Raw genomic sequence first — 23,174 nt, forward strand, 5'->3', positions numbered from 1 at the left:
ACAGACCAAATTGTCGCTGATTACATATAGGTAGCGCCATACCACCGATTAAATTTCAAACAAGAGAAATAATGAGAAAATATTATGGTTGGAAAGAGAGTAAAAACAAAAAACCCCTGCCTTAATAAGGCAAGGGTTTAAAATGGTGCATCCGGGAGGATTCGAACCTCCGACCGCTCGGTTCGTAGCCGAGTACTCTATCCAGCTGAGCTACGGATGCATTATCAGTTTTCTATTTCTGTTCAGACACTATTGCTGTCTTTCTTCAAAATGTAAATATCGTGATAAAATCACAATATTGAATATGGTGCATCCGGGAGGATTCGAACCTCCGACCGCTCGGTTCGTAGCCGAGTACTCTATCCAGCTGAGCTACGGATGCATTGTCGGTTTACTATTTCTGTTCAGACGTTGATAATTGCCTGACTTGACAGAATTAAGACATCTAAAAATCGCGGTATTTAAAATGGTGCATCCGGGAGGATTCGAACCTCCGACCGCTCGGTTCGTAGCCGAGTACTCTATCCAGCTGAGCTACGGATGCATTGCTTATAAATAATGGCGGTGAGGGAGGGATTCGAACCCTCGATGCAGCTCTTAACCACATACTCCCTTAGCAGGGGAGCGCCTTCAGCCTCTCGGCCACCTCACCATATTTCTAAAAATATTCGCTTTAAAAAATTACAACTCGGAAGTTTTAACTTCTTAGCTTTTGAAGCTTTACTTCTGAATCTTACTCAGAAGCTTTTCTCTAAGCTCTTCGTCGCTGCGATGGCGCACATATTACTTTTCCTGCCTGATAAGTCAAACAATTTTTCGCAACTTTTTTCCGTTTGAACACTTAGCACGCAAAATGCTTGGATTAACATCTAAGGGGCTGTTTTATCAACAGTGAAATCATCTAATCGCCGTTAAAATTTATGAAGATAATTATTCATCGCTATAGCCTCATGAACAATGTCTTTTCGACAGATAGAAAATAAAAAGGCGTGAGAGAATAGAATTAGACTAACAAGAAGGATATAACAGCTAGGTTCATAAGAAAGGAAGGGAAGGGAAATAAAGGTAGAGTAGCGCCCAAGTCTTAAAAAAGCATGGACGCCATTCTTGAATTAAAAAGTTGTAGGCTGAGATTTCTCTGCCTGGATCCGTTGATAAATTTCTTCACGGTGAACAGAAACTTCCTTGGGTGCATTTACACCAATGCGAACTTGGTTGCCTTTAACTCCCAGTACTGTGACTGTTACCTCATCGCCTATCATGAGTGTTTCACCAACTCGACGAGTCAGAATAAGCATTCTTTGCTCCTTGAAAATTTAAAAGAGTCGGGTCTCTAGGTTTCCCCGCTATTATCCATCAAACACCGTGAAAACGTAAAGCAATGATATCTACTTAAAGTATAAGCAGTTTTGAACACATTTCCTATATCTATAGGATAGCTAAAATATAAGTATGTGCCCAACATTTCAACAATTTCACAACAAAAAACATCCGGCATCATAAAAAATTCTTTCACAATGCCGCTGCTGTCACGGCAATACCAACTATAACCGCAGTGCTACCCACTCTTCTATACTAGCCAATGCTGAAGGTAGAGCAACTACATCCGTTCCACCAGCCTGTGCCAGATCAGGACGCCCTCCTCCTTTACCCCCAACTTGTTGGGCAACAAAAGAGATTAAATCACCTGCTTTTATTCTAGCAGTCAAATCCTTTGTTATACCAACAATTAGGCTGACTTTATCACCAGTCACTGTAGAAAGCACAATAATTGCTGATCCTAATTGGTTTTTCAGATCATCAACCATCGTCCTGAGCATTTTCGGCTCAACATCACCTAACTGCGTTACCAACAAACGAACACCTTGAATTTCTTTAGCCTGATTTGCTAGAGAAGAACTTTCCTGAGCTGCCTGCTGAGATTTCAATTGTTGCAACTCTTTTTCCAACTGTTTCGTTCTGTCTAGTGTCGTTTTCACTTTATCATTCAGGCTGCTGATATCACTTTTCACTAAATGAGCAATATCTTGCAGTAAATCAGTTTGCTGATAGATTGTATTCAACGAGGTTTGCCCTGTAGTAGCTTCGATGCGCCGAATTCCTGCAGCTGTACCTGACTCACTGGATATACGGAATAACCCAATATCACCAGTACGGCTCGCATGAGTACCACCACATAGCTCGGTAGAAAAACTGCCCATGCTCAGTACTCGTACTTTCTCATCATACTTCTCACCAAACAACGCCATGGCACCTTTAGACTTTGCTTCTTCCAGTTCCATTAGGTCTGTAACAATTGGTGAGTTTTTGCGAATTTCTTCATTCACCAAGTTTTCTACCTGACGGATCTGTTCTGGTTGCATTGCTTCAAAATGAGAGAAGTCAAAACGCAAGTACTTATCATTAACCAAAGAACCTTTCTGGGCAACATGCTCTCCCAAAATTTGCCGTAATGCTGAATGTAATAAATGAGTCGCAGAGTGGTTCAAACGGATCTCACCTCTACGTACCACATCAATTTCAGCATTAACAGTATGATTAACGCTTAAAGTGCCACTTATCAATTTACCAACATGACCAATTGCCTGAGCATATTTCTGTGTATCGAGGACTTCAAATACACCATTGCCATTCAATAAATTACCCGTATCACCAATCTGTCCACCAGATTCAGCATAGAAAGCCGTTTTATCAAGTATAACGATCGCTTCTTCACCTGCATGAATTTGTTCAACAGACTCACCATTACGGAAGATGGCAATAACAACAGCCTGCTGAGAATTATGTTCATAACCACAAAAATCACTTTGGCCGTCGACTTTGATTAATCCATTGTAATCTGTACCAAAACCGCTGGATTCACGAGCACGGCGGCGCTGGTTTTCCATAGCCAAATCAAAACCAGCCTCATCCACTTTGATGTTACGCTCACGGCAAACATCCGCAGTAAGGTCAACAGGGAATCCATAAGTGTCATACAAACGGAAAGCGGCTTCACCGTCGAGAATATCACCAGATAATTTAGACAACTCGTCATCCAGAAGCTGCAAACCTCGTTCTAAAGTACGGGCGAATTGTTCTTCTTCTGTTTTCAATACCTGCTCAACCAAAGCCTGCTGTTGTTTTAGCTCCTCACCAGCTGCATCCATGATATTGATTAATGGTGCAACGAGTTTATAGAAGAAAGCTTCTTTTGCTCCCAGCATGTTACCATGGCGAACTGCACGGCGAATGATGCGGCGAAGTACATATCCACGGTTTTCATTGGATGGAATGACACCATCACAAATTAAGAATGCACATGCACGGATATGGTCTGCAACAACACGCAGAGATTTATTGGTAAAATCTGTCGATTCTGTTACTTCTGCAACCGAAGCAATTAAACGTTGAAATAGGTCAATCTCGTAGTTGGAGTTGACGTGTTGCAAAACTGCTGCGATGCGCTCCAGTCCCATTCCAGTATCAACTGAAGGTTTTGGCAGCGGTTCCATCATACCATCAGCATGACGGTTGAATTGCATGAAAACGATGTTCCAAATTTCAATATATCTGTCACCGTCTTCTTCTGGACTTCCTGGAGGGCCACCCCAAATATGTTCACCGTGATCATAAAAAATTTCGGTGCAAGGTCCACAAGGACCGGTATCACCCATTTGCCAGAAGTTATCTGACGCATAAGAGGCACCTTTATTATCGCCAATACGAATAATTCTTTCTGCTGGAACACCGACTTCTTTATGCCAAATATCATAGGCTTCATCGTCTGTCTCATAGACAGTAACCCACAGTTTTTCTTTTGGCAGATTAAACCATTTTTCGCTGGTCAACAGTTCCCATGCGTATTTGATTGCATCTTGTTTAAAATAGTCACCGAAACTGAAGTTACCCAACATTTCGAAGAAAGTGTGATGACGGGCTGTATAACCCACATTTTCTAAATCGTTATGCTTACCGCCAGCACGAACACAGCGCTGAGACGTTGTTGCTCTAGAATAAGGCCTTTTATCCAATCCTAGAAATACATCTTTGAACTGGTTCATCCCTGCATTGGTGAACAACAATGTTGGATCATTGTTTGGCACCAGCGAACTACTCGGTACTACTTGGTGGCCTTTAGTATGAAAAAAGTCAAGAAACGCTTGACGGATCTCAGCGGTGCTTTTGCTCATAATTGTCCCGAAATCAAGCTGAAAAACAGATGTGTGAATGGTTGAGATGGTATAACGCATTACCATTTCAACTCACGAATAAATTAAAATAGGGTTAAGATAGAGTGTCTTCCGTAAGAAGTAAAATCCCATATAAATCCATTCGCTTTTCAGCATTGTAATTCGTCTGGGCATTTTCTGAAAGTCTGTTCGTTAAGCCAGTTTCGATACGCCTATTTCAAGAATGTTTATTTCCTCATTAAAAACAAAAACCACACCCGATATAGATGTGGTTTTAAAAAACAAAATTACGATTGAGAAGAAATTAGAATTCTTCGTTTTTCACTTCTTCAGCATTATCTTCGTAATCTGTCACATAGTCTGAAGCTGCACTGCTGAAATCTCCTGTATTATGCAACAACAGATCACGAAGTTTTTTGTTCAACTCAGCCGCAGCTTCTGGATGCTCTTTCAGATAAATAGTGGCATTAGCTTTACCTTGCCCAATTTTATCACCGTTATAGCTATACCATGCACCCGCTTTTTCCACCATCTTGTGTTTAACACCGAGGTCGATCAACTCGCCGAGAGTGTTGATACCTTCGCCATAAAGGATTTGGAATTCAGCCTGTTTAAATGGTGCTGCAACTTTGTTTTTGACCACTTTCACACGGGTTTCGCTACCAACAACCTCATCGCCATTTTTCACGGAGCCAGTACGACGAATATCCAAGCGAACAGATGCGTAGAATTTCAGTGCATTACCACCAGTCGTAGTTTCAGGGTTACCAAACATCACACCTATTTTCATACGGATCTGATTGATAAAAATCAACAGGGTATTCGAGTTTTTCAAATTACCCGCCAGCTTACGCATAGCCTGACTCATCATACGTGCTGCCAGCCCCATATGAGAATCACCGATTTCACCTTCAATCTCTGCTTTTGGTGTCAATGCCGCAACAGAGTCAACAATGATGACATCAACCGCACCGGAACGTGATAAAGCATCACAAATTTCCAATGCCTGCTCACCTGTATCAGGCTGAGAACACAACAGATTATCAATATCTACACCCAGCTTTTTGGCATAAACTGGATCAAGGGCATGTTCGGCATCAATAAAAGCACACGTCCGGCCTTCACGCTGAGCAGCTGCAATCACTTGCAATGTCAGTGTCGTCTTCCCGGAAGACTCAGGCCCGTATATCTCAACGATACGACCCATTGGCAGGCCACCTGCGCCTAACGCAATATCCAGTGACAGAGAACCGGTAGAGATGGTTTCAACATCCATTGAGCGATTTTCACCCAAACGCATAATGGAACCTTTACCAAATTGTTTCTCAATCTGACCCAATGCTGCTGCTAGTGCTTTTTGTTTGTTTTCATCGTTAGCCATGTTTACTCCTTCGCAAGCAATGAAGGGGCTGCCCCACTGCTGATAAACTGTTTCTGATACCAAAGTGCTGTATGATTATACTGTATAATCATACAGCATCAAGCTAATTTTTTGTGATTTCTGTCAGCAATTTTTTTAAAGAAAAAATAACAGCCTGCAAACGCACGGCTTTGCGATCACCCGCAAAATGCTGACGATATGTCAAAACCTGTATATTCTCATTAACATAGAAGGCAAACCCAAACCAAACCGTGCCAGTCGGTTTTTCTTCACTGCCTCCGTCTGGTCCGGCAATGCCACTGACAGCAATAGCAAAATCCGCTTTGGCAACTTTTAACGCCCCCGTAGCCATCTCTTTTACAACTTGTTCACTTACTGCCCCAAATTGTGCCAATGAGTCCAGTGAAACCCCTAACATTTCATACTTGGCATCATTACTGTATGTCACGAATCCACGATTAAAATAGGCTGAACTTCCCGCAATATCTGTGATCACTTTGGCAATCCAGCCTCCTGTGCAGGATTCTGCACAGGTTATAGATAGTTTCTTCTGTTTTAATTTATCACTCAGTTCAATACTAAGCTGATTCAGGATTTTTTCACCCATAACAAGCCTTCAACTCTATAAGAAATTAATTTTTCCGAAGCATATCCCAAATCCATAATCCGCCTATTGCCAAAGAGAGCGAGATACCGAAGCCAATGCCAACAGCAACGACCGATGCCCCAAACCACATGGAAACCAGATACAACCCCAGCATAACCAACATGGCACTATTTTCACCAAGATTTTGCACAGCAACAGCTTTACCCGCGCCCATGGTATGTTTTCCATGTTCCTGCAATAACGCATTTAGTGGAACGACAAAAAGTCCACCAAATACACCGAGGACAACCAAAATTAGATAAGAAAGCCATATTGATTGCTGTGTGACAAAAAGAATAATCATGAAGCCAATTAAAATACCCGCAGGCATACAGCGGCGGACAGTCTTCAACGTAATCAGCCGCGCAGCGGCTCCCGCACCGAGAATGATACCAATCGCAACCACCGCATTCATCAATGTAGGTGTTGTATTTCCTTCAACTCCCAGTACAACAGGAACCCAAGCAATCAGAAGCAGTCGCAGTGTGACACCTGCTCCCCAAAATAAGCTGGTTCCAACCAGTGAAAACCGTGTTTCTTGATTACGCCAAAGCGAGACACAGACCTCCATAAAGTCCACCAGCATCTTTTTAGGATTCCAGCCTTTTCCCTGACGTGCGGCCGCCAAACGAGGAATATAGAAATTGGCTACAACTGCCGCACTATACAGCAGAGCGCAAAGCCCCAATGCCATTATCAGACTAAAGTCAGAAAGGAAACCACCAGCGACCGCGCCAATTAAGATAGCGGCTATGGTTGACGCTTCCATCATGCCATTGGCTTTTACCAAACGCCCTCCGTCTGTCAGTTCTCCCAAGATCCCATATTTAGCAGGAGAATAAGCTGCGGCACCAATACCCACTAAGGTATACCCTAGGAACGGATTCATATCGATACAGATACTAATGGCACCAAGCAATTTGATACCATTGGAGAAGAGCATAACGCGCCCTTTTGAAAACCGATCAGCAATTTGCCCCACAAAAGGTGCTAGCATTATATAAGTTAGTACAAAGACAATTTGTAAGGCCGGTAAACTCCAGCCAGGATAAGCCTCAGCCTTCAATTGAGCCAAGATAGTAAAAAACAGTGCATTGTCGGCAAAAGCAGAAAAAAATTGCGACAACAATACAGCTTTCATTCCCCGATTCAACAGCGGTTGTGCTTCTATAGTGCCATTCATTTCCTTACTCCTGTTCAGCCATCTTTCTTAGAGTGAGAAAATCCGGCTTACCGCTGCCAAGCAAAGGCAATTGCTTCACATAACGAATATCGCGTGGAACCGACAACTCTGGCATACCTATTTTACGGGCAACTTCCAGCATTGCATTTCTATGCAAATTCGCATCGGTCGTGAACAATACCAGTGCTTCTCCTTTACTTTTATCGCTTTTGGCCGTTGCTGCATGCAACGCATCAGTGGAAATGCATGATGCAATATGTTCCACTGCTTCGAGAGAAACTATTTCCCCCGCCAGTTTGGCAAAACGCTTCACACGTCCTTTTATCGTACAAAAACCCTCGTCATCAATAGAGATAATATCTCCAGTGTCATACCAGCCCGTTTGGATATTTCCTTCCGCATCTTCCGCTGAGGGCGGTTCCAGACGTTCAGGCGCTTCGACACGTAAATAACCTTTCATGATGTTCGGCCCGCGCAGCTGCAAGCGTCCACCTTCCTCAATCCCCTGAACAGGCAGTAAACGAGCTTCCATACCCGGTAAAATCCGTCCGACTGTTCCCGTTTTTGCCGCCATCGGGACATTGATTGCTACAACAGGCGCACATTCGGTCACACCATAACCTTCCAGAATACGGATACCAAATTTATCCTGCCAAACGCGTTTAGTGTTTTCTGATAATTTTTCTGCGCCAGCGACTACATAGCGTAAACGTGCAAAATCATAAGGATGTGCAAAGTGGGCATAATTTCCCAAGAAAGTCGAAGTACCGAACAGCACAGTACAGTTGCGATCATAAACCAGCTCAGGCACTACACGATAATGCAGTGGGCTTGGGTAAAGAAATACACGGCTTCCCGTCATTAATGGAGTAAGTAGACCTACCGTCAAACCAAAAGCATGGAACAATGGTAAGGAAGACATGAAACGATCTTGTGGAGTAAAATCAGCAATCGTTTTTATCTGTTCAACATTTGCCAATAAACTGGTATGGCTGTGAACAACCCCCTTAGGCGCTCCTTCTGAACCTGATGTAAACAGGATCAGGGCATCATCGTCCGGTTTCTGCGAAACCATGATAGCCTTGGAAGGGAAAATCAAGTGCCACAATATCCAACGCTTATCTTCCCGAGTAATTGTATCTTTCAAATCCTCGAGGTATACCCAATTAGCTTCTGCCACCTGTTCTGGCAAATGGGTTAATTGTCCTTTCGCCAGAAATTGACGAGATGTCATAATAGTTTTTATGGTTGCTGCCTGCATGGCATTTTTAATTCCATTACTTCCTGCCGTATAGTTCAGCAGTGCAGGCACACGTTTTTTCAAGGAGGCACCATATATAGCTGCTGCCATTACAGTCGCATTCGGCAATAGCAAACCAACTCGCTCACCTTCTTTCGTAAAGCGTTCTAAAATTCGGCTGACACCCAATATTTTTTTCAGCAATGAATGATAGTTATCTTCTTTGAAATTCACATCTTCGATACATGGTTTAAAACGACCAAAACGTTTCTGCGAGGCCAAATAAGCACTAAACAATGTTTCCTTTGGGCGCGTTTGCATTCTCACATCCATCATAATGGCATGGAGACGTTCTCCGGCTAAACGACGACGTGTTGTTGCATCGAGAGCATCAGGCATTGGCAAATCAACGGCCGGTAAGATTTTGATAGAGATTTTCGGGAACCAGTGCAGTTTCATAATTCCTTTCAATCGACCAAAAATGGTTTGTTCCGCACCATCAATACGGATAGGAACCACCTTTGCGCCTGATTTAGCCGCGATGAAAGCGGCACCATCATAGATTTTCATTAGAGAGCCGGTTACAGTGATCCGCCCTTCTGGAAAAATCACGATGGGACGTCCTTTCTCTACTTCTTTAACCAGAGTCCTCACTGCCATCGGATTAGTCGGATCTAAAGGGACAACATCCGCATAAAGTTTGATGAATTTGAGAAAGTGACTGGCCGTAATATTAGAGTAGATAGCAAATACAGGCTTTACCGGAAGAAATAAGCCAATGAGAAGACCATCCAGAAACGAAATATGATTGGGTGTAATAATACATTTAGGGTGTTTAAGCTGCTTATCATCACCTTCTACCGTGACCCTAAAAAGTACACGAACAAGTAACCGAATAAAATTTAAGAGCATATCCATATCTCAAATATAATTAAATAAAATTAAAGTGAGTAGGATAATACTATAATTTGTATAAGCAGCCTGATATATAAGATTTCCCCACACTATAAAAAATAAACTTTAAATACCTTAATATATCAAATTAGTTTATTTTCTCGCGTTAAAATATAATCCTTAATATTGGATACGATATTTTCTGTCGCTAAACTGGCATCTACAATGAAATCAGCACACTCACGGTATAATGGCTCTCTTTCAACCAATATGCCCTCGATTTCTTCAATGATAGATTTCCCTGTCAGGCTAGGGCGCTGTGAGTTTTCTGGGTTGAGGGATAATCGTTTGATTAAAACTTCTGCGGATGCTTGTAAATAAATCACGATACCATTTTGTTGCATATAATGGCGATTTTCCGATGACAATACCATTCCCCCTCCCGTTGAAATAGTACATTCATTTTGGCTAACCGTTTTCAATATCTGGCTTTCCACTCTTCTGAAATATTCCCAGCCATGTTCTTCAACAAGATCGGAGATAGTCATTTTACTGGAGGTTTGAATACTGTCATCAGTGTCAATAAACTTGTACGACAATGCTTCAGCCAACAACTTACCTATTGTCGTCTTCCCTGCACCTCGTGCGCCTACGATAAATAGAGTCTGTTTCATTTCGTTGTTTTCCTGAAGGTGATATAAAATTAAGCTTAAATATAAAGTATAGTAACTAAAAGTTTACACTAATGTAAATAATGTAAATGATTTTTTCATCAAACAAAAAGTCACACCTAAATTAAGTGTGACTCAACATAGTTGAATGAATTCTAATTAAAATAGAATTTGATTAGCGGCGGGGTAAATAATCGCCATAGCCAATCCATTTATATGTTGTCAGAGCATCAAGCCCCATTGGGCCTCTGGAGTGCAATTTCTGAGTACTGACAGCCACTTCAGCCCCTAAACCAAACTGACCGCCATCAGTAAAGCGAGTGCTTGCATTCACATAGACAGCAGCAGAATCCACATGACGCACAAAATAATCAGCCTGCCGCAAAGATTCAGTCAAAATTGCATCAGAATGAGCAGTACCATAAGTACGGATATGATCGATAGCCTGATCGATATCGCTGACAATCTCCACATTCATATCCAGCGATAACCATTCATCACAGTAATCCCCTTCCACTACTTCGACGACAGTCGCTGGGCCATCTTTCAACAATACCATTGCTGATGCACTCGCATGTAGTGTCACTCCCTGTTCCTTCATTTTGGTGCTCAGAATTGGCAGGAAACCAGCTGCAATTTTCTCATTCACCAACAGGGTTTCCAATGAATTACAGGCACTTGGTCGTTGAACTTTCGCATTAGTGATGATTTCTAATGCTTTTTCAGTATTGATATTCTCATCTACATAAGTGTGGCAAACACCAATGCCTCCAGTAATCACTGGGATCGTAGATTGTTCACGACACAGTTTATGTAATCCAGCACCACCGCGCGGGATCAACATATCTACATAACGATCCATTTTCAGTAATTCAGCTACCAGCTCACGATCTGGTCTATTGATAGACTGAACTGCCGCAGCAGGTAAACCACTTTGTTCCAACGCTTGCTGAATAACTTTAACCATAGCCTGATTGGTATGGTGGGTCTCTTTTCCACCGCGCAGTATTACTGCATTACCCGTTTTCAGGCACAGTGATGCCACATCAATGGTCACATTAGGACGGGCTTCGTAAATCACGCCAATGACACCCAAAGGAACCCGATGACGGCTCAATTGCAATCCATTATCCAGTAACTGCCCATCAATAACCTGCCCTACCGGATCAGCCAAATGACAGACCTGACGTACATCATTTGCAATGGCATTCAACCGTTCTGGTGTCAGCAGTAACCGATCAAGTAGGGCTTCGCTCATGCTTTGCCCACGAGCATGATCCATATCTTGTTGATTGGCTGCAAGGATTACTTCATTTTCTGTTTCAAGCAAATCAGCAATGTGATTCAACGCCTGATTTTTCTGGCTGGTACTTAATTGTGCCAATTGCCATGATGCTGCTTTGGCTGCTTTTCCCATCTGTTCTAGCATGGTGGAATCCTTAACTCATGATCAATTAATTAACTTACGATCAAATCGTCACGGTGAACCGCAACGGCGCCATACTCATAACCTAGTATCTGGCTAATTTGTTGTGAATGATACCCAGCTATCAAACGTAAAGCGTCACTATTATAACGGCAAACTCCATGAGCCAAATCCTTGCCGGATAAACTGAGGATGCGAATAACTTCACCACGGGAAAAATTACCTTTGACGTTTTTGATCCCCTTTGGCAATAAAGAACTGCCTTTCTGAAGAATGGCCGTTTCTGCGCCATGGTCAATAATGATTTCTCCAGCCGGAGGCGCTCCAAAAATCCAGCGCTTACGGTTTTCCATCGGGCTAGACAAGCCATGAAAACGTGTTCCAACTGGTTTTCCTTCAATAACGTCGGAAATCACATCCGGCTTGTCACCAGCAGCGATAATAACATCAATTCCCGCACGCCCGGCCACACCTGCCGCCTGGAGCTTTGTGGCCATTCCTCCCGTACCTAAACCGGAAACGCTGTCTCCGGCCATCATTTTCAACTCATCGCTGATGTCATGCACTTCTGCGATCAATTCTGCATCGGGGTTACTACGAGGATCAGCAGTATAAAGACCTTCAATATCAGTCAGGAGCAATAATTTATCCGCACAGCCCAAAATGGCGGCCAACGCAGAAAGATTATCATTGTCACCAACTTTAATTTCTGCCGTAGCAACGGCATCATTTTCATTAATAATGGGAACAATGTGATTATCAAGCAACGCTTGCAGTGTATCTCTCGCATTCAGAAAACGTTCACGATCTTCCAAATCTGCACGAGTCAGCAACATTTGACCGACATGAATACCATAAATTGAGAAAAGCTGTTCCCATAATTGAATCAAGCGACTTTGTCCAACCGCTGCCAACAACTGTTTTGAAGCAATTGTTGCAGGAAGATCCGGATATCCTAAATGCTCACGTCCAGCCGCAATTGCGCCAGAAGTTACAATAATAATGCGGTGGCCTTTTTCATGCTGTTTAGCACATTGGCGAACCAATTCCACAATGTGGGCACGATTCAAACGACGAGAGCCGCCGGTCAATACACTCGTCCCCAGTTTCACAACCAACGTTTGGCTGCCATTCATCATATTTCTGCCATTACAGTTATTTGAAAAAAAATTTGAGAAAAACAATATGTTTAAAAAACAATTCGCTTAAAAAGACGAACCGTTAAAAAACAATATTCAGTTTTAACAGGAGAGAAGCGTTATGCCAACTGGCATAACGCAAAATTTAAAGAAAGAAGACTCATACCATGGTTTGAGTTTGGAGGGTGATGGTATTTTCAGATGGAACCAAAATAAGTTTGAGAGTATCGAAAGAATCGGCCAAACGTTTATGGAATGCCTGTAAAGTTGATTCAAGGTGTTCAAGATCAGCCTTTTTTCTGATATTCATTGAATTCCATTCGCCTTTTTTATCAAATAAGCCTATCTGATAATTATAAACAAAGCCCTGTCCCTGTTCTTCTAATTCTAACCACCATCCCCAAAATTCACGTTTTTCCGGCACCACTTTTGCACTGACACAAACAGCTAAACAGTCAAAGAAAAAATAACCGTTTTGGCATTTTAATTCACGTACATACGGCCCTAATGCAGAAAAACGCTTTAACAACTTATTTTTAGAATAACTTGCGGGTAAAGTCATACAAAGGTCTCCTTATATACAGAATCACCTTTGTATCAAATGATTAAAAAATATCAAGTAATAAATTTTATTTTATAAAACTTTATCTTTCAGCCATACACTTATTTCGTGTAACGCCTTATTGAAACCACCATAAATTGACTTAGCAGGAATTGCCTTCAACGAACCATCTATTGATGACATTGCAATCAATTTTGAGTCTTTTCTTGGGCTGAAAATGTCATCTTCCCAATATACCGACAACATAGGGACACTACAGCGACGCCCAAGCAAACCTTGATTTTTCAGCGAATAACAACTCAGCTCTGAACGCAATCGTTCTTCATCGACATGGTAGATACCCAAACGATTAGCCAATACATCAATATACATTGACGGGATTTTCTGCTGTAGTTTTTCATCATGCAGTAATTCATGCACAATCGGCCCGACTACAGATACCCCTTTAATCAACTTTGGTTCCAGATAGGCGAGGCGAACAGCAATATTTGCCCCAAAACGGAAACCAAATACGCCTACACAGGTATGATCAATCCACGGTACGCTATTCAATTGCTGCAAAACTTTCTGATGAAGCGCACAGGTATCCTGCGTTAATGTAAATTTGGCAGAATAACCTACAGAAGGCACATCCAGCGTCAGCATAGCAAAGCCGAGGGGGGAAAAATGTTCACGGAATAGACGCCAACAATCACTCTGTACATTATCAAGGCTGGCACAGACTAATATTGTCGGGCAAGGCCCTTTAACATGGGAAGGAATATGCAGTAGACCTGTGACACTTTTGCCATCTTCTAACTGAAATTCCAACTTTTTCAATTCATAATCAGAAAATCGCGCTGCATTTTCATACGCTTTATTGGCAAGCACAATAGCTTGAGCTGCCAACCCATCACCGTGTAAATGAGGGTAAGCCGCGATACTATATAAAGTCGAAGCCTTTAACCAACATGCTCCGGCTTGTTCTGCCTCTTCGGCACACAATGCTTCTTGCTGCCAGTACATTGCAAGTTGCGACCACTCAAATGCCCAGTTTCCTTTGCGATAACCGATCACAGTATCCAACAGATGGTCAGTACTGCGCTCGGCATCCGTTACAGCAATCCGGCTGAGAACTTCTTGGATCTCCAGCGGATCTATTCCCCTCCAGATCCAAGCAAGCCAATCGATCATTCGATACCAATGCTCACGGCGCTCCCCACCAAGCATATTCTCACTGGTAGTTGCAGACTGCGGGCGAGTGAATTTTACCAGTGTAGAGGTTTCCCGATGTTTAAAACCCGGCTTAAACAACGATTCTGAAAGGTTTTTTTTAGTCATGTCAAAAGAAAAATCTTACTGCTCATCACAAATAGGTGGAATGAACATTACGCCCATATCCCATGGCTGCTCAATCCATGTGTTTTGCGGAATATCAACAACATAATCATCCACAAGAGGGCGACCAGCGGGTTTCGCAAAAATAGTTACAAAATGGGCTTTAGGATACATATCGCGAATTGCCTTCGCAGTACCACCGGTATCAACCAAATCATCAACAACGATGAAGCCTTCACCGTCACCTTCCGCTTTTTTCAATACGGTCAATTCACGCTGATTACTATGATCATAACTGGAAATACAAACAGTATCGACATGGCGAATCCCTAATTCACGAGCCAATAATGCTCCCGGCACAAGGCCACCACGGCTAACTGCGATGATACCCTTCCACTGTTCTACGGGAAGTAAACGTTGCGCCAATTTACGTGCATGTATTTGCAACATATCCCACGTTACAACATATTTTTCACTCATAAAATTTGATCCTGAAAACTAATAATATTTCAAAAAAGCGTTTTTTTGCGGGAAAAAGGTTGCGCAAGATTATAGTGATTTGAGTAGACAAAAACCAGTAAAAACAAGGTAAATCCTCATTCTGACTAAGCATTGCAGGCAATAAAATGGTATCCTCAGGCATGGAGTGGGCATTGGGCTAACGCTAAATGACAAAAGCTCCCCAATGTGTCAAAAATTACCATTTTCATCTCACCAGATGTCATTACAGGAGATTCGCCGTGTCCGAATTATCAACATTAACCCCTCAACCCCTATGGGATATTTTTGCCGAAATTTGTTCTATCCCTCATCCGTCTTATCATGAAGAAGCACTGGCATCCCATATCATTGAGTGGGCCAGAAACAAAGGATTCCATGTAGAGAGGGATGAAGTCGGTAATATTCTGATCAGAAAACCCGCTTCAAAAGGGATGGAAAACCGCAAGGCGGTCGTACTTCAAGCACACCTTGATATGGTTCCACAGAAAGACAATGATACCCAGCATGATTTTATAAAAGATCCTATCCGTCCTTATATTGACGGAGATTGGCTCACGGCAGATGGTACAACGCTGGGAGCTGATAACGGTATTGGTATGGCTTCTGCTCTGGCGGTATTGGCAGACGAATCAGTCAAACATGGTCCATTGGAAGTTTTATTGACCATGACTGAAGAAGCGGGCATGGATGGCGCATTTGGCCTTAAATCTGGCTGGTTACAGGCCGACATTCTGATCAATACCGATTCAGAAGAAGAAGGCGAAATCTACATGGGTTGTGCTGGTGGCATTGATTTTATCACCACTCTGGTGCTTTCCCGTAAAGCATTGCCGGAGGGTTACAAAACCCTGAAACTGACAATTAAGGGATTAAAAGGCGGTCACTCTGGTGGGAATATTCATCAGGGACTCGGTAATGCCAATAAATTATTGGCTCGTTTCCTCTCAGCCCATGCCGATGATCTAGATATGAAATTAATCCATTTGCAAGGTGGAACTCTGCGTAACGCCATTCCTCGTGAAGGTTATACTGTCATTGCAGTTCCTGCCGATAAACTCGAAAAATTGTACCAGTTGAAAGATAGTTATCTGGAAACACTGAAAAACGAATATTCGGTAATTGAAACTAATCTTACGCTCTTACTGGATGAAATCGAAACCTCATCACAGACGTTAACGAAAGATTGCCAAACTCGTTTCTTATCCATGCTCAATGCTATGCCTAATGGCGTTATTCGTATGAGTGACGTTGTTAAAGGGGTTGTAGAAACCTCTCTGAATGTTGGAGTTGTGACAATGGATGAAGAGAAAACCGAAGTTATTTGCCTGATTCGTTCACTGATTGAAAGCGGTAAGATTTATGTCGTTGACATGCTGCATTCTCTCGCGAAATTGTCTGGTGCAGAAACAGTGGTAAGTGGTAGCTATCCGGGCTGGCAGCCTGATGCCAATTCTCCGGTCATGCATTTAGTTCGTGAAACTTATCACCAACTCTTTGACAAAACTCCAAATATCATGGTAGTTCACGCGGGTCTGGAATGTGGCCTGTTCAAAAAACCTTACCCTGATATGGACATGGTTTCCATTGGCCCGACCATTCGTGGCGCTCACTCCCCTGATGAAAAAGTTCACATTAAGAGTGTTGGTCAATACTGGCAATTACTCACCGCTATTCTGAAATCTATTCCGGTTAAAGAGTGATACTTAACAACCGTAGAAAGCAATAAAACTACACTATCTCTCCCACGGCAGGCAGTGTGGGAGAGATCCTTTTTTACATCACATACCGCATCGGTTTTGCCATTTTGGGCTTACCACTCTAATAAAAGCTGCCGTTCCAACTGTGGGCTTTGCAATGTAACATGTATCCCGACTAACCTGACGCCTCTCCCTTCTCTTCGCATATCCCAAGCCTGTCTTGCGACTTTAATCAGATCAGACTTATCCAACAAAGGATGGACATGCTCTTGTGTCGTCAATTGAAAATCGTCAAACTTTAATTTAATTCCCTGACGAGCAATCCGAAGATCAGGTTTAACTTTTTCCAATCGTCTTTCCAGCTCAGGATAAAGTTTTTCGATTAATTCAACACATTCACCCCATTCATGAATATCCTGCGCCAAAGTTTTTTCCACCCCAATAGATTTACGCAAACGTTCAGGTGTAATTTGCCGCTCATCGATACCGTGGCAGCGATCCCAAAGTGCCAGACCAAATTTGCCCAATCTTTTAATTAATGACAATTTATCGTATTGCTGAACATCAGAACAGGTTTCCAGCCCCATATCTGACAGACGCTTGGCCGTGACTTTTCCAACCCCGGGAATTTTGCGTAATGGTAATGACTTAACAAAAGTGTCTACATTTTCAGGAGAGATAACATATTGACCATTAGGTTTATTGATATCAGACGCAATCTTAGCTAAAAACCTGATCGGAGCAATGCCTGCGGAGGCGGTTAATGTTAACTCATCAAAAATTATCTGACGGATTTCCTGAGCAATCAACGTGGCGGAGCCGTGGCAATGGTGACAATCCGTAACATCCAAATACGCCTCATCCAGAGAAAGAGGTTCAATCAGTTCAGTATAACGGGAAAAAATTTGGCGAATATGTTGAGATACGTCTTTATAAAGCGCCATCCTTCCCGGGATGACTTTCAATTGAGGGCAAAGTTTTAGAGCCATGGCAGTAGACATCGCGCTATGTACCCCAAAATGGCGGGCGAGATAATTTGCTGTACTGATTACTCCCCGCCGATCAGCACTTCCGCCTACTGCAATAGGAATATTGCTAAATGATGGATTATCCCGCATTTCAATGGCAGCAAAAAAGCAGTCCATATCAACATGAATAATTTTGCGCATCAGATCCCCCATATCAAAACACTGTATGAATATACAGAAAGAGATCATGAAACTCTAGCCCCTTTTTTCAGAAAATTTTAAGCAAATTTATTTTTCTGAATGCAAACACATATCCACTAAAACTGGCACCAATGCCGCCATAGCAAGGAATGCGCCAACCCAACCAATGGAAGGTAAACCGTATCCGGCGCTGATTGCTAATCCCCCCAATAAAGGGGCTAATGTGATCCCCAACTGGAATGCAGAGACATTGGTTGCTCCTGCTAACGTGGGAGCTTCCGCGGCTATGGTGTAAACCCTATTCATGGCTGCCGGATTTACAACAAACCCAAATATTCCCAGCAAAAATACTAAACAAATGGTGACCACCGCATCATGAGCCACCAATGCCAGCGCAACCGAAGTGATAATCATGCCAAAGATGCCAAGCAATAACGTTTTGAAGGGATATTTATCTGCTGTACGCCCACCAATGCTCAATCCAATAAAAGCACCGATACCAAAAAGCGCCAAAACAGCCGGAATCCAATTCACCATCAACTTGCTGACATCAATCAACAAAGCGCCCAGATAACCAAACGTTGCCATATAAGCTGCTGTTGTCAGGATTGTCGTTGTATAAGCAACCCATAATTTTGGCTGCGCCACCACCTTTAATTCAGCCTCTAATACCGGAATATCTCCTTCATTCTGTTGCGTATCAGGTAACATAAACCATAATGCGATTGCTGTGATTGATGTAGCTACTGCAACAGCCCAAAACCCTGCACGCCAACCCGCGATATCACTGATAACTGTTCCTAATGGCCCACCTACAACCATTGCCAAACTCAAACCACTGACAACAACAGCCAGCGTTCTCGCAGTACGATCCTGAGTGACTAAATTCACCGCTGTAGTCGCCGCAACAGCCCAGAATCCTGCATAAGCAACACCACTGACTACGCGAGCAATTAATAATGGCCAATAACCGGGAGAAAGCATACCAATTGCTGTTGCAGCAACAAACAGAACCTGACTGACTAACAATGTTGTGCGTCTCGGCCAGCGCAATGTTGCCATTGCCAATAGAGGGGCACCAAACAACACCCCTACTGCAAATGCAGAAATCAACATACCGGCGGATGGCAGAGAAACTTGCAAATCTTCCGCTATCTTGGGTAATACCCCCGCAATCAAAAATTCTGAACTTCCCATTGCAAATAAACTTAAACCCAGTAAATACACAGCAAAAGGAAGTCTCAGTTGCGTGGCATTCATAACAGACATAGTAAGCTCCCGATTCCTTAGTGATTAATGCAATACAGATATAAATTATCATTGATGAATAAATTACAACACAAACGTTCAATAAATCAATTTAATGATTAATTTAAATGCCAATAACAGAAAAAAGTATGGAGATAGACCTAACCAACTTACATGTCAATATAAAAATTCGCACTATGTTACATTATTAGAATCTTAATCCACAAAAGCAATAAATAACCAATCAAACCTTTCACTCTGACCCAATATAAAAGTGACATAAGTGAATTTAATATGTATCATTAATGTGATTTATCAATAAACATGATTATTAATAAAAATAAGGGTAGTAATGAAAAATAATATTTCATTTTTCTTATATCAAATATCTGATATTTTATTCACATCCTCTACAAGAGCGTTTGGCATGCTATTCTCATGGTGGATGATTGAAATATTAAATCTGGATTTTCAACTTGGATGGTTTATTTTTTCATCTTGGCTTTTGCAAGTCTTATTCTTGATATTCATGAGTAATCTCGGTGATAGGTTCAATAAAAAAAATATAATCTTATTTTGCATTACCCCAACCTCCTTACTTTTCATAATTTCTAATTTTATAGATAGCAATCTATATCTACCATTAGGAATTATATACATTTTTTCCTCAATTTCAGCCATACTCATTCAACCCATCGGCACCAGCATTCTTCCAGAAATAAGCGATACCAATAAGCTAGAATCCGCATTTAAATATAGAGGTATTGTTAACTCTGTTAATATCATACTTGGCCCTGCAATATCCGGGATCGTAATACATTATTTAAATATGAATGGGGCGTTAGCTTTTATTTCTTTAATGTCCCTTTCATCAATTCTTGGTTTTTATTTCATAAAAAATCAACAAAAAGAAAAACCATCACACTCTCATAAAAGTAATGTCGGGAGCCTTAAAATCATCACCAAAAATCCGACAGAAGCAACTTTAGTGATTGTTTCTTCGTTTTTTAATTTCACTATTGTTCCTTTAGTCGCCTATATTATTCCCATTATCATTATCATTATCATTATCATTATCATTATCATTATAAATGAGTTTAAACTAAGTGCCCTACAGGTAGGAATAGCCGAAGCAACATTTGGCATAGGCATGATGATTGGCAGTACCATTGTCATTAAATATATAAATAAGATATTTTGTAAAGCTCATACTGCCTTTATTTCTGCATTAACTATGGCTCTTTGCATAGCTGGAATATCAACTGCAACATCATTATTTCAATTATGCTGTTATATGTTAATTAGTGGAGTGGGTTTAGTTATTTATAATATAAACACAACTTCAATTAGATGCCTGGCTACACCAGAGTCGTATCGCAATACAATGGAGTCTAAATTCCTTGCCATTTGCATTGTATCAATTCCGTTAGGCATGATATCTGCAACATATATTGTGGAAAGCTATGATATAAGAATTTTGTTACTTGGATTTTCAGCTTTAATGGGATTAATGTCATTTTTTGTTTTATTCTCACCCAAATACGTAGAGATATCAAAAATGTCAGAATCTCAATTAGAGGGTTATTACGGTAAGATTTACCCTGAAGCTTACTATTCCGAGGGAATAAAAAAATCATAAATAACATTCACTTTCTGTTTCGGTAAAAACCGCCTGTTTTATATAAAATTACAGGCAGTTTTTTATTATTCAGTATTAACTTTTAGCTCGGAAATATCAATGTCTGTCCCGGAGATTCCCTATTCAGATGAATAAAGTTCAGGTGTTTTTCATAATGGTCAAGAATGTCACTGATAATCTGCTCTTTTGTGTAATCCATTAAATCATTTCCCTGAGTTCCTTCCATCAGAAATGTTTCTAATCGATAATAATAGGATTTACCCAACCTTGCCCGATAGGTAAACCCGGGTACTGAGTAACGTTGCGGCCAGATTTGATAAACAAAATTCTGTTCATCTCCCAAATCAACAATCAACTCAAGTGGATTCAATCGCTTGTCTTCTTTCGGGGGCAAAGCATTAAACTGAACCCTTGCACCACTCACCACTAATTCTTTCGCGACTTCCAACATGGCTGGGCGACACACCATATCTAACATTCGTTGTGTGTTTTTTGTCCCCGGAAAATGCATCATGCGGCTTAAACGCTGCTTCCAATTCAAAGAACCATTGTCATGTACGAGAGTAGGTGACGTATTTTGCAATGAACTGGCTTTGCGGAAATCTTCTACCCGCAAAGATTTATATAACCCTGCCATCACAAAGAAGATCACAAAACTAAAAGGCAACCCCATTATAACTGTCATATTTTGCAAAGCAGAAATGCCATCAGTCATTAATATACCTAATGTTAATACCCCAATAGCTATAGACCAGAAGACTCTTAACCAATTAGGGGCATCATTATTGATATCACTGAGATTGGACGTGAAATTACCCAAGACCAATGAACCCGAATCTGCTGATGTCACATAAAACAGCAATCCCGTGATTGTGGCAACCGATGCACTGAACGTGAAGGCAGGATAAAGTGCCAACAAACCATAAAAACCTTGTTCTGGATGTTGCAGCACAGTTTCAGCCAACTGACGATTACCGTGAAGGATTTCATACAACACACTGTTACCAAAAATCGAAAGCCATAACAGGGTAAAAACAAATGGAATAACCAATGTTCCCATAACAAATTGACGAATGGTTCTGCCACGGGAAATACGTGCCAGGAACAATCCAACAAACGGCGACCAAGCCACCCACCATGCCCAGAAAAATAGCGTCCAACTATTCATCCATTCAGTCGGACGTTCAAATGCAAAGCTATTCAGCGTCATTCCCATGAATCGGCTAATATAATCTCCAACATTCTGCACCAATCCGTTGAGCAGGAACTCGGTATCGCCCACAAACAAGATAAACAAGACAAGTCCCAGAGCCAGCAGTACATTCAATTCGGACAGAAAACGAATCCCTTTATGCACACCAGAAGTCACAGAAATAATTGCCATCACCACGGACAACAATATCAAACCGCCCTGAACGCCCAAGCCTTGCGGTAATCCGAAAAGCACTTTCAGGCCGTAATTCAACTGCACCACCCCAATTCCCAACGTGGTTGCAATCCCAAAAATAGTTCCTATCACTGCCGCAATATCCACGGCATGACCAATAGGACCTTTTATGCGATCACCAAAAATGGGATAAAGTGCTGAACGAATGGTCAGGGGCAAATTGTAACGATAACTAAAATACCCCAACGCAATGCCCATCAAGGCATACATAGACCAGCCCGTCAGGCCATAGTGGAACAGCGTCCACACCATCGCCTGACGGGCTGCTTCTATCGTTTCTCCTTGACCCGTTGGTGGTCGCATATATTGCGTCACAGGTTCTGCCACCGAGAAAAACATCAAATCAATACCTATCCCGGCAGCAAACAGCATGGCGGCCCAACTAAGCAGGCTAAATTCCGGCTTGGATTGCTCTGGTCCCAATTTGATGGAGCCAAAACGGGAAGCAGCAACAAAAACGACAAATACGATGTAAAGCGTCGCAGCAAGCAAATAGTACCAACCAAAGGTTTTAGAAACCCAATTCAGCGTATTTTTTATCCAGATACTTGTCGCATCAGTAAAGAAAATCGTGAATAGAGAAAAAATAATAATTAGTCCAGCCGAGAAGAAAAAAACGACAGAATTTAGTATGTCCTTCTGAGTGTTTTTTGGACTGTCTTGTGTGTTCATAGGCAGTTCCTGAAATTAATGAGTGTAGAAAAACAGAAAAAGAATAACGGGTATAACCATATGAATTAAAATTAAATTTTAAATTACATTTAATAATTTAGATTTCACATTGTAAAAATATTGTAATAAAACATATTTAATTTTGATTGAACATTCAATTAAAAAAAAGT

At 41.6% G+C, this 23,174-nt stretch carries 17 protein-coding genes and 4 tRNA genes; 2 read left to right on the forward strand and 19 right to left on the reverse strand.

Translation table 11 applies throughout. The features are described 5' to 3' along the window. Positions 1-143: 143 nt before the first annotated feature. From AACQ81_RS06290 to gpt, 16 genes are all read right to left on the reverse strand, one after another. Positions 144-220 (reverse strand) — tRNA-Arg (locus tag AACQ81_RS06290). Between the two features lie 85 nt (positions 221-305). Beyond that, positions 306-382 (reverse strand) — tRNA-Arg (locus AACQ81_RS06295). 85 nt (positions 383-467) lie between these two features. Then, a tRNA-Arg gene (locus AACQ81_RS06300) sits at positions 468-544 on the reverse strand. 15 nt (positions 545-559) lie between these two features. Beyond that, a tRNA-Ser gene (locus AACQ81_RS06305) sits at positions 560-652 on the reverse strand. Between the two features lie 460 nt (positions 653-1,112). After that, on the reverse strand, positions 1,113-1,298 hold the full coding sequence (gene csrA / locus AACQ81_RS06310) for a carbon storage regulator CsrA (RefSeq protein WP_010845367.1): 186 nt from the start codon (positions 1,296-1,298) through the stop codon (positions 1,113-1,115). 246 nt (positions 1,299-1,544) lie between these two features. Beyond that, positions 1,545-4,172, reverse strand: coding sequence for an alanine--tRNA ligase (gene alaS / locus AACQ81_RS06315; RefSeq protein WP_237386644.1), 2,628 nt, complete (start codon positions 4,170-4,172; stop codon positions 1,545-1,547). 304 nt (positions 4,173-4,476) lie between these two features. After that, positions 4,477-5,553, reverse strand: coding sequence for a recombinase RecA (gene recA / locus AACQ81_RS06320; protein WP_237386645.1), 1,077 nt, complete (start codon positions 5,551-5,553; stop codon positions 4,477-4,479). Between the two features lie 103 nt (positions 5,554-5,656). Then, complete coding sequence (gene pncC, locus AACQ81_RS06325) at positions 5,657-6,160, reverse strand: nicotinamide-nucleotide amidase (protein ID WP_237386646.1); 504 nt, start codon at positions 6,158-6,160, stop codon at positions 5,657-5,659. Positions 6,161-6,185: 25 nt separating this feature from the next. After that, a complete protein-coding gene (gene lplT / locus AACQ81_RS06330) occupies positions 6,186-7,382 on the reverse strand; it encodes a lysophospholipid transporter LplT (RefSeq protein WP_237386647.1) in 1,197 nt (398 codons plus the stop codon). A gap of 4 nt (positions 7,383-7,386) precedes the next feature. Beyond that, positions 7,387-9,534 (reverse strand): bifunctional acyl-ACP--phospholipid O-acyltransferase/long-chain-fatty-acid--ACP ligase, encoded by a 2,148-nt coding sequence (aas, locus tag AACQ81_RS06335; protein ID WP_237386648.1) that lies wholly within the window; start codon positions 9,532-9,534, stop codon positions 7,387-7,389. 125 nt (positions 9,535-9,659) lie between these two features. Beyond that, a complete protein-coding gene (gene aroL, locus AACQ81_RS06340; protein WP_237386649.1) occupies positions 9,660-10,190 on the reverse strand; it encodes a shikimate kinase AroL in 531 nt (176 codons plus the stop codon). Between the two features lie 172 nt (positions 10,191-10,362). After that, positions 10,363-11,616: a glutamate-5-semialdehyde dehydrogenase gene (gene proA / locus AACQ81_RS06345; RefSeq protein ID WP_237386650.1), complete on the reverse strand. Its 1,254-nt coding sequence runs from the start codon at positions 11,614-11,616 to the stop codon at positions 10,363-10,365. 29 nt (positions 11,617-11,645) lie between these two features. Beyond that, entirely contained in the window at positions 11,646-12,749 is a 1,104-nt protein-coding gene (gene proB / locus AACQ81_RS06350) for a glutamate 5-kinase (RefSeq protein WP_237386674.1), read from the reverse strand. A gap of 163 nt (positions 12,750-12,912) precedes the next feature. Next, the gene (gene crl, locus AACQ81_RS06355; RefSeq protein WP_237386651.1) at positions 12,913-13,314 is read right to left on the reverse strand and encodes a sigma factor-binding protein Crl; all 402 of its coding nucleotides are present in this window, start codon (positions 13,312-13,314) and stop codon (positions 12,913-12,915) included. A gap of 72 nt (positions 13,315-13,386) precedes the next feature. Next, on the reverse strand, positions 13,387-14,634 hold the full coding sequence (frsA, locus tag AACQ81_RS06360; RefSeq protein ID WP_237386652.1) for an esterase FrsA: 1,248 nt from the start codon (positions 14,632-14,634) through the stop codon (positions 13,387-13,389). 15 nt (positions 14,635-14,649) lie between these two features. Beyond that, the gene (gpt, locus tag AACQ81_RS06365) at positions 14,650-15,111 is read right to left on the reverse strand and encodes a xanthine phosphoribosyltransferase (RefSeq protein WP_237386653.1); all 462 of its coding nucleotides are present in this window, start codon (positions 15,109-15,111) and stop codon (positions 14,650-14,652) included. 260 nt (positions 15,112-15,371) lie between these two features. Here gpt and pepD point away from each other — a divergent pair, with 260 nt between their 5' ends. Next, a complete protein-coding gene (gene pepD, locus AACQ81_RS06370; RefSeq protein WP_237386654.1) occupies positions 15,372-16,832 on the forward strand; it encodes a beta-Ala-His dipeptidase in 1,461 nt (486 codons plus the stop codon). 110 nt (positions 16,833-16,942) lie between these two features. On the opposite strand, the gene dinB is transcribed toward pepD, so the two are convergent. Then, complete coding sequence (gene dinB, locus AACQ81_RS06375) at positions 16,943-17,998, reverse strand: DNA polymerase IV (protein WP_237386655.1); 1,056 nt, start codon at positions 17,996-17,998, stop codon at positions 16,943-16,945. Positions 17,999-18,085: 87 nt separating this feature from the next. Further along, on the reverse strand, positions 18,086-19,267 hold the full coding sequence (locus AACQ81_RS06380) for a Cmx/CmrA family chloramphenicol efflux MFS transporter (RefSeq protein ID WP_237386656.1): 1,182 nt from the start codon (positions 19,265-19,267) through the stop codon (positions 18,086-18,088). Positions 19,268-19,598: 331 nt separating this feature from the next. Here AACQ81_RS06380 and AACQ81_RS06385 point away from each other — a divergent pair, with 331 nt between their 5' ends. After that, the gene (locus AACQ81_RS06385) at positions 19,599-20,885 is read left to right on the forward strand and encodes an MFS transporter (protein WP_237386657.1); all 1,287 of its coding nucleotides are present in this window, start codon (positions 19,599-19,601) and stop codon (positions 20,883-20,885) included. A gap of 82 nt (positions 20,886-20,967) precedes the next feature. Here the strand turns inward: AACQ81_RS06385 and AACQ81_RS06390 are convergent, their stop codons facing one another. Next, entirely contained in the window at positions 20,968-23,004 is a 2,037-nt protein-coding gene (locus AACQ81_RS06390) for a choline transporter (protein ID WP_237386658.1), read from the reverse strand. Positions 23,005-23,174 lie beyond the last annotated feature (170 nt).

Source organism: Xenorhabdus sp. Sc-CR9, from assembly GCF_963897815.1.
In the GTDB taxonomy this organism is placed as follows: domain Bacteria; phylum Pseudomonadota; class Gammaproteobacteria; order Enterobacterales; family Enterobacteriaceae; genus Xenorhabdus.

What these genes read in the sequence shown, in the direction of transcription:
- dinB (WP_237386655.1), bottom strand. Translation starts at nt 17,998, where the DNA reads ATGCGCAAAATTATTCATGTTGATATGGACTGCTTTTTTGCTGCCATT.
- pncC (WP_237386646.1), bottom strand. Translation starts at nt 6,160, where the DNA reads ATGGGTGAAAAAATCCTGAATCAGCTTAGTATTGAACTGAGTGATAAA.
- csrA (WP_010845367.1), bottom strand. Translation starts at nt 1,298, where the DNA reads ATGCTTATTCTGACTCGTCGAGTTGGTGAAACACTCATGATAGGCGAT.
- gpt (WP_237386653.1), bottom strand. Translation starts at nt 15,111, where the DNA reads ATGAGTGAAAAATATGTTGTAACGTGGGATATGTTGCAAATACATGCA.
- recA (WP_237386645.1), bottom strand. Translation starts at nt 5,553, where the DNA reads ATGGCTAACGATGAAAACAAACAAAAAGCACTAGCAGCAGCATTGGGT.
- AACQ81_RS06385 (WP_237386657.1), top strand. Translation starts at nt 19,599, where the DNA reads ATGAAAAATAATATTTCATTTTTCTTATATCAAATATCTGATATTTTA.
- frsA (WP_237386652.1), bottom strand. Translation starts at nt 14,634, where the DNA reads ATGACTAAAAAAAACCTTTCAGAATCGTTGTTTAAGCCGGGTTTTAAA.
- proB (WP_237386674.1), bottom strand. Translation starts at nt 12,749, where the DNA reads ATGAATGGCAGCCAAACGTTGGTTGTGAAACTGGGGACGAGTGTATTG.
- aroL (WP_237386649.1), bottom strand. Translation starts at nt 10,190, where the DNA reads ATGAAACAGACTCTATTTATCGTAGGCGCACGAGGTGCAGGGAAGACG.
- aas (WP_237386648.1), bottom strand. Translation starts at nt 9,534, where the DNA reads ATGCTCTTAAATTTTATTCGGTTACTTGTTCGTGTACTTTTTAGGGTC.
- alaS (WP_237386644.1), bottom strand. Translation starts at nt 4,172, where the DNA reads ATGAGCAAAAGCACCGCTGAGATCCGTCAAGCGTTTCTTGACTTTTTT.
- proA (WP_237386650.1), bottom strand. Translation starts at nt 11,616, where the DNA reads ATGCTAGAACAGATGGGAAAAGCAGCCAAAGCAGCATCATGGCAATTG.
- lplT (WP_237386647.1), bottom strand. Translation starts at nt 7,382, where the DNA reads ATGAATGGCACTATAGAAGCACAACCGCTGTTGAATCGGGGAATGAAA.
- AACQ81_RS06380 (WP_237386656.1), bottom strand. Translation starts at nt 19,267, where the DNA reads ATGTCTGTTATGAATGCCACGCAACTGAGACTTCCTTTTGCTGTGTAT.
- crl (WP_237386651.1), bottom strand. Translation starts at nt 13,314, where the DNA reads ATGACTTTACCCGCAAGTTATTCTAAAAATAAGTTGTTAAAGCGTTTT.
- AACQ81_RS06390 (WP_237386658.1), bottom strand. Translation starts at nt 23,004, where the DNA reads ATGAACACACAAGACAGTCCAAAAAACACTCAGAAGGACATACTAAAT.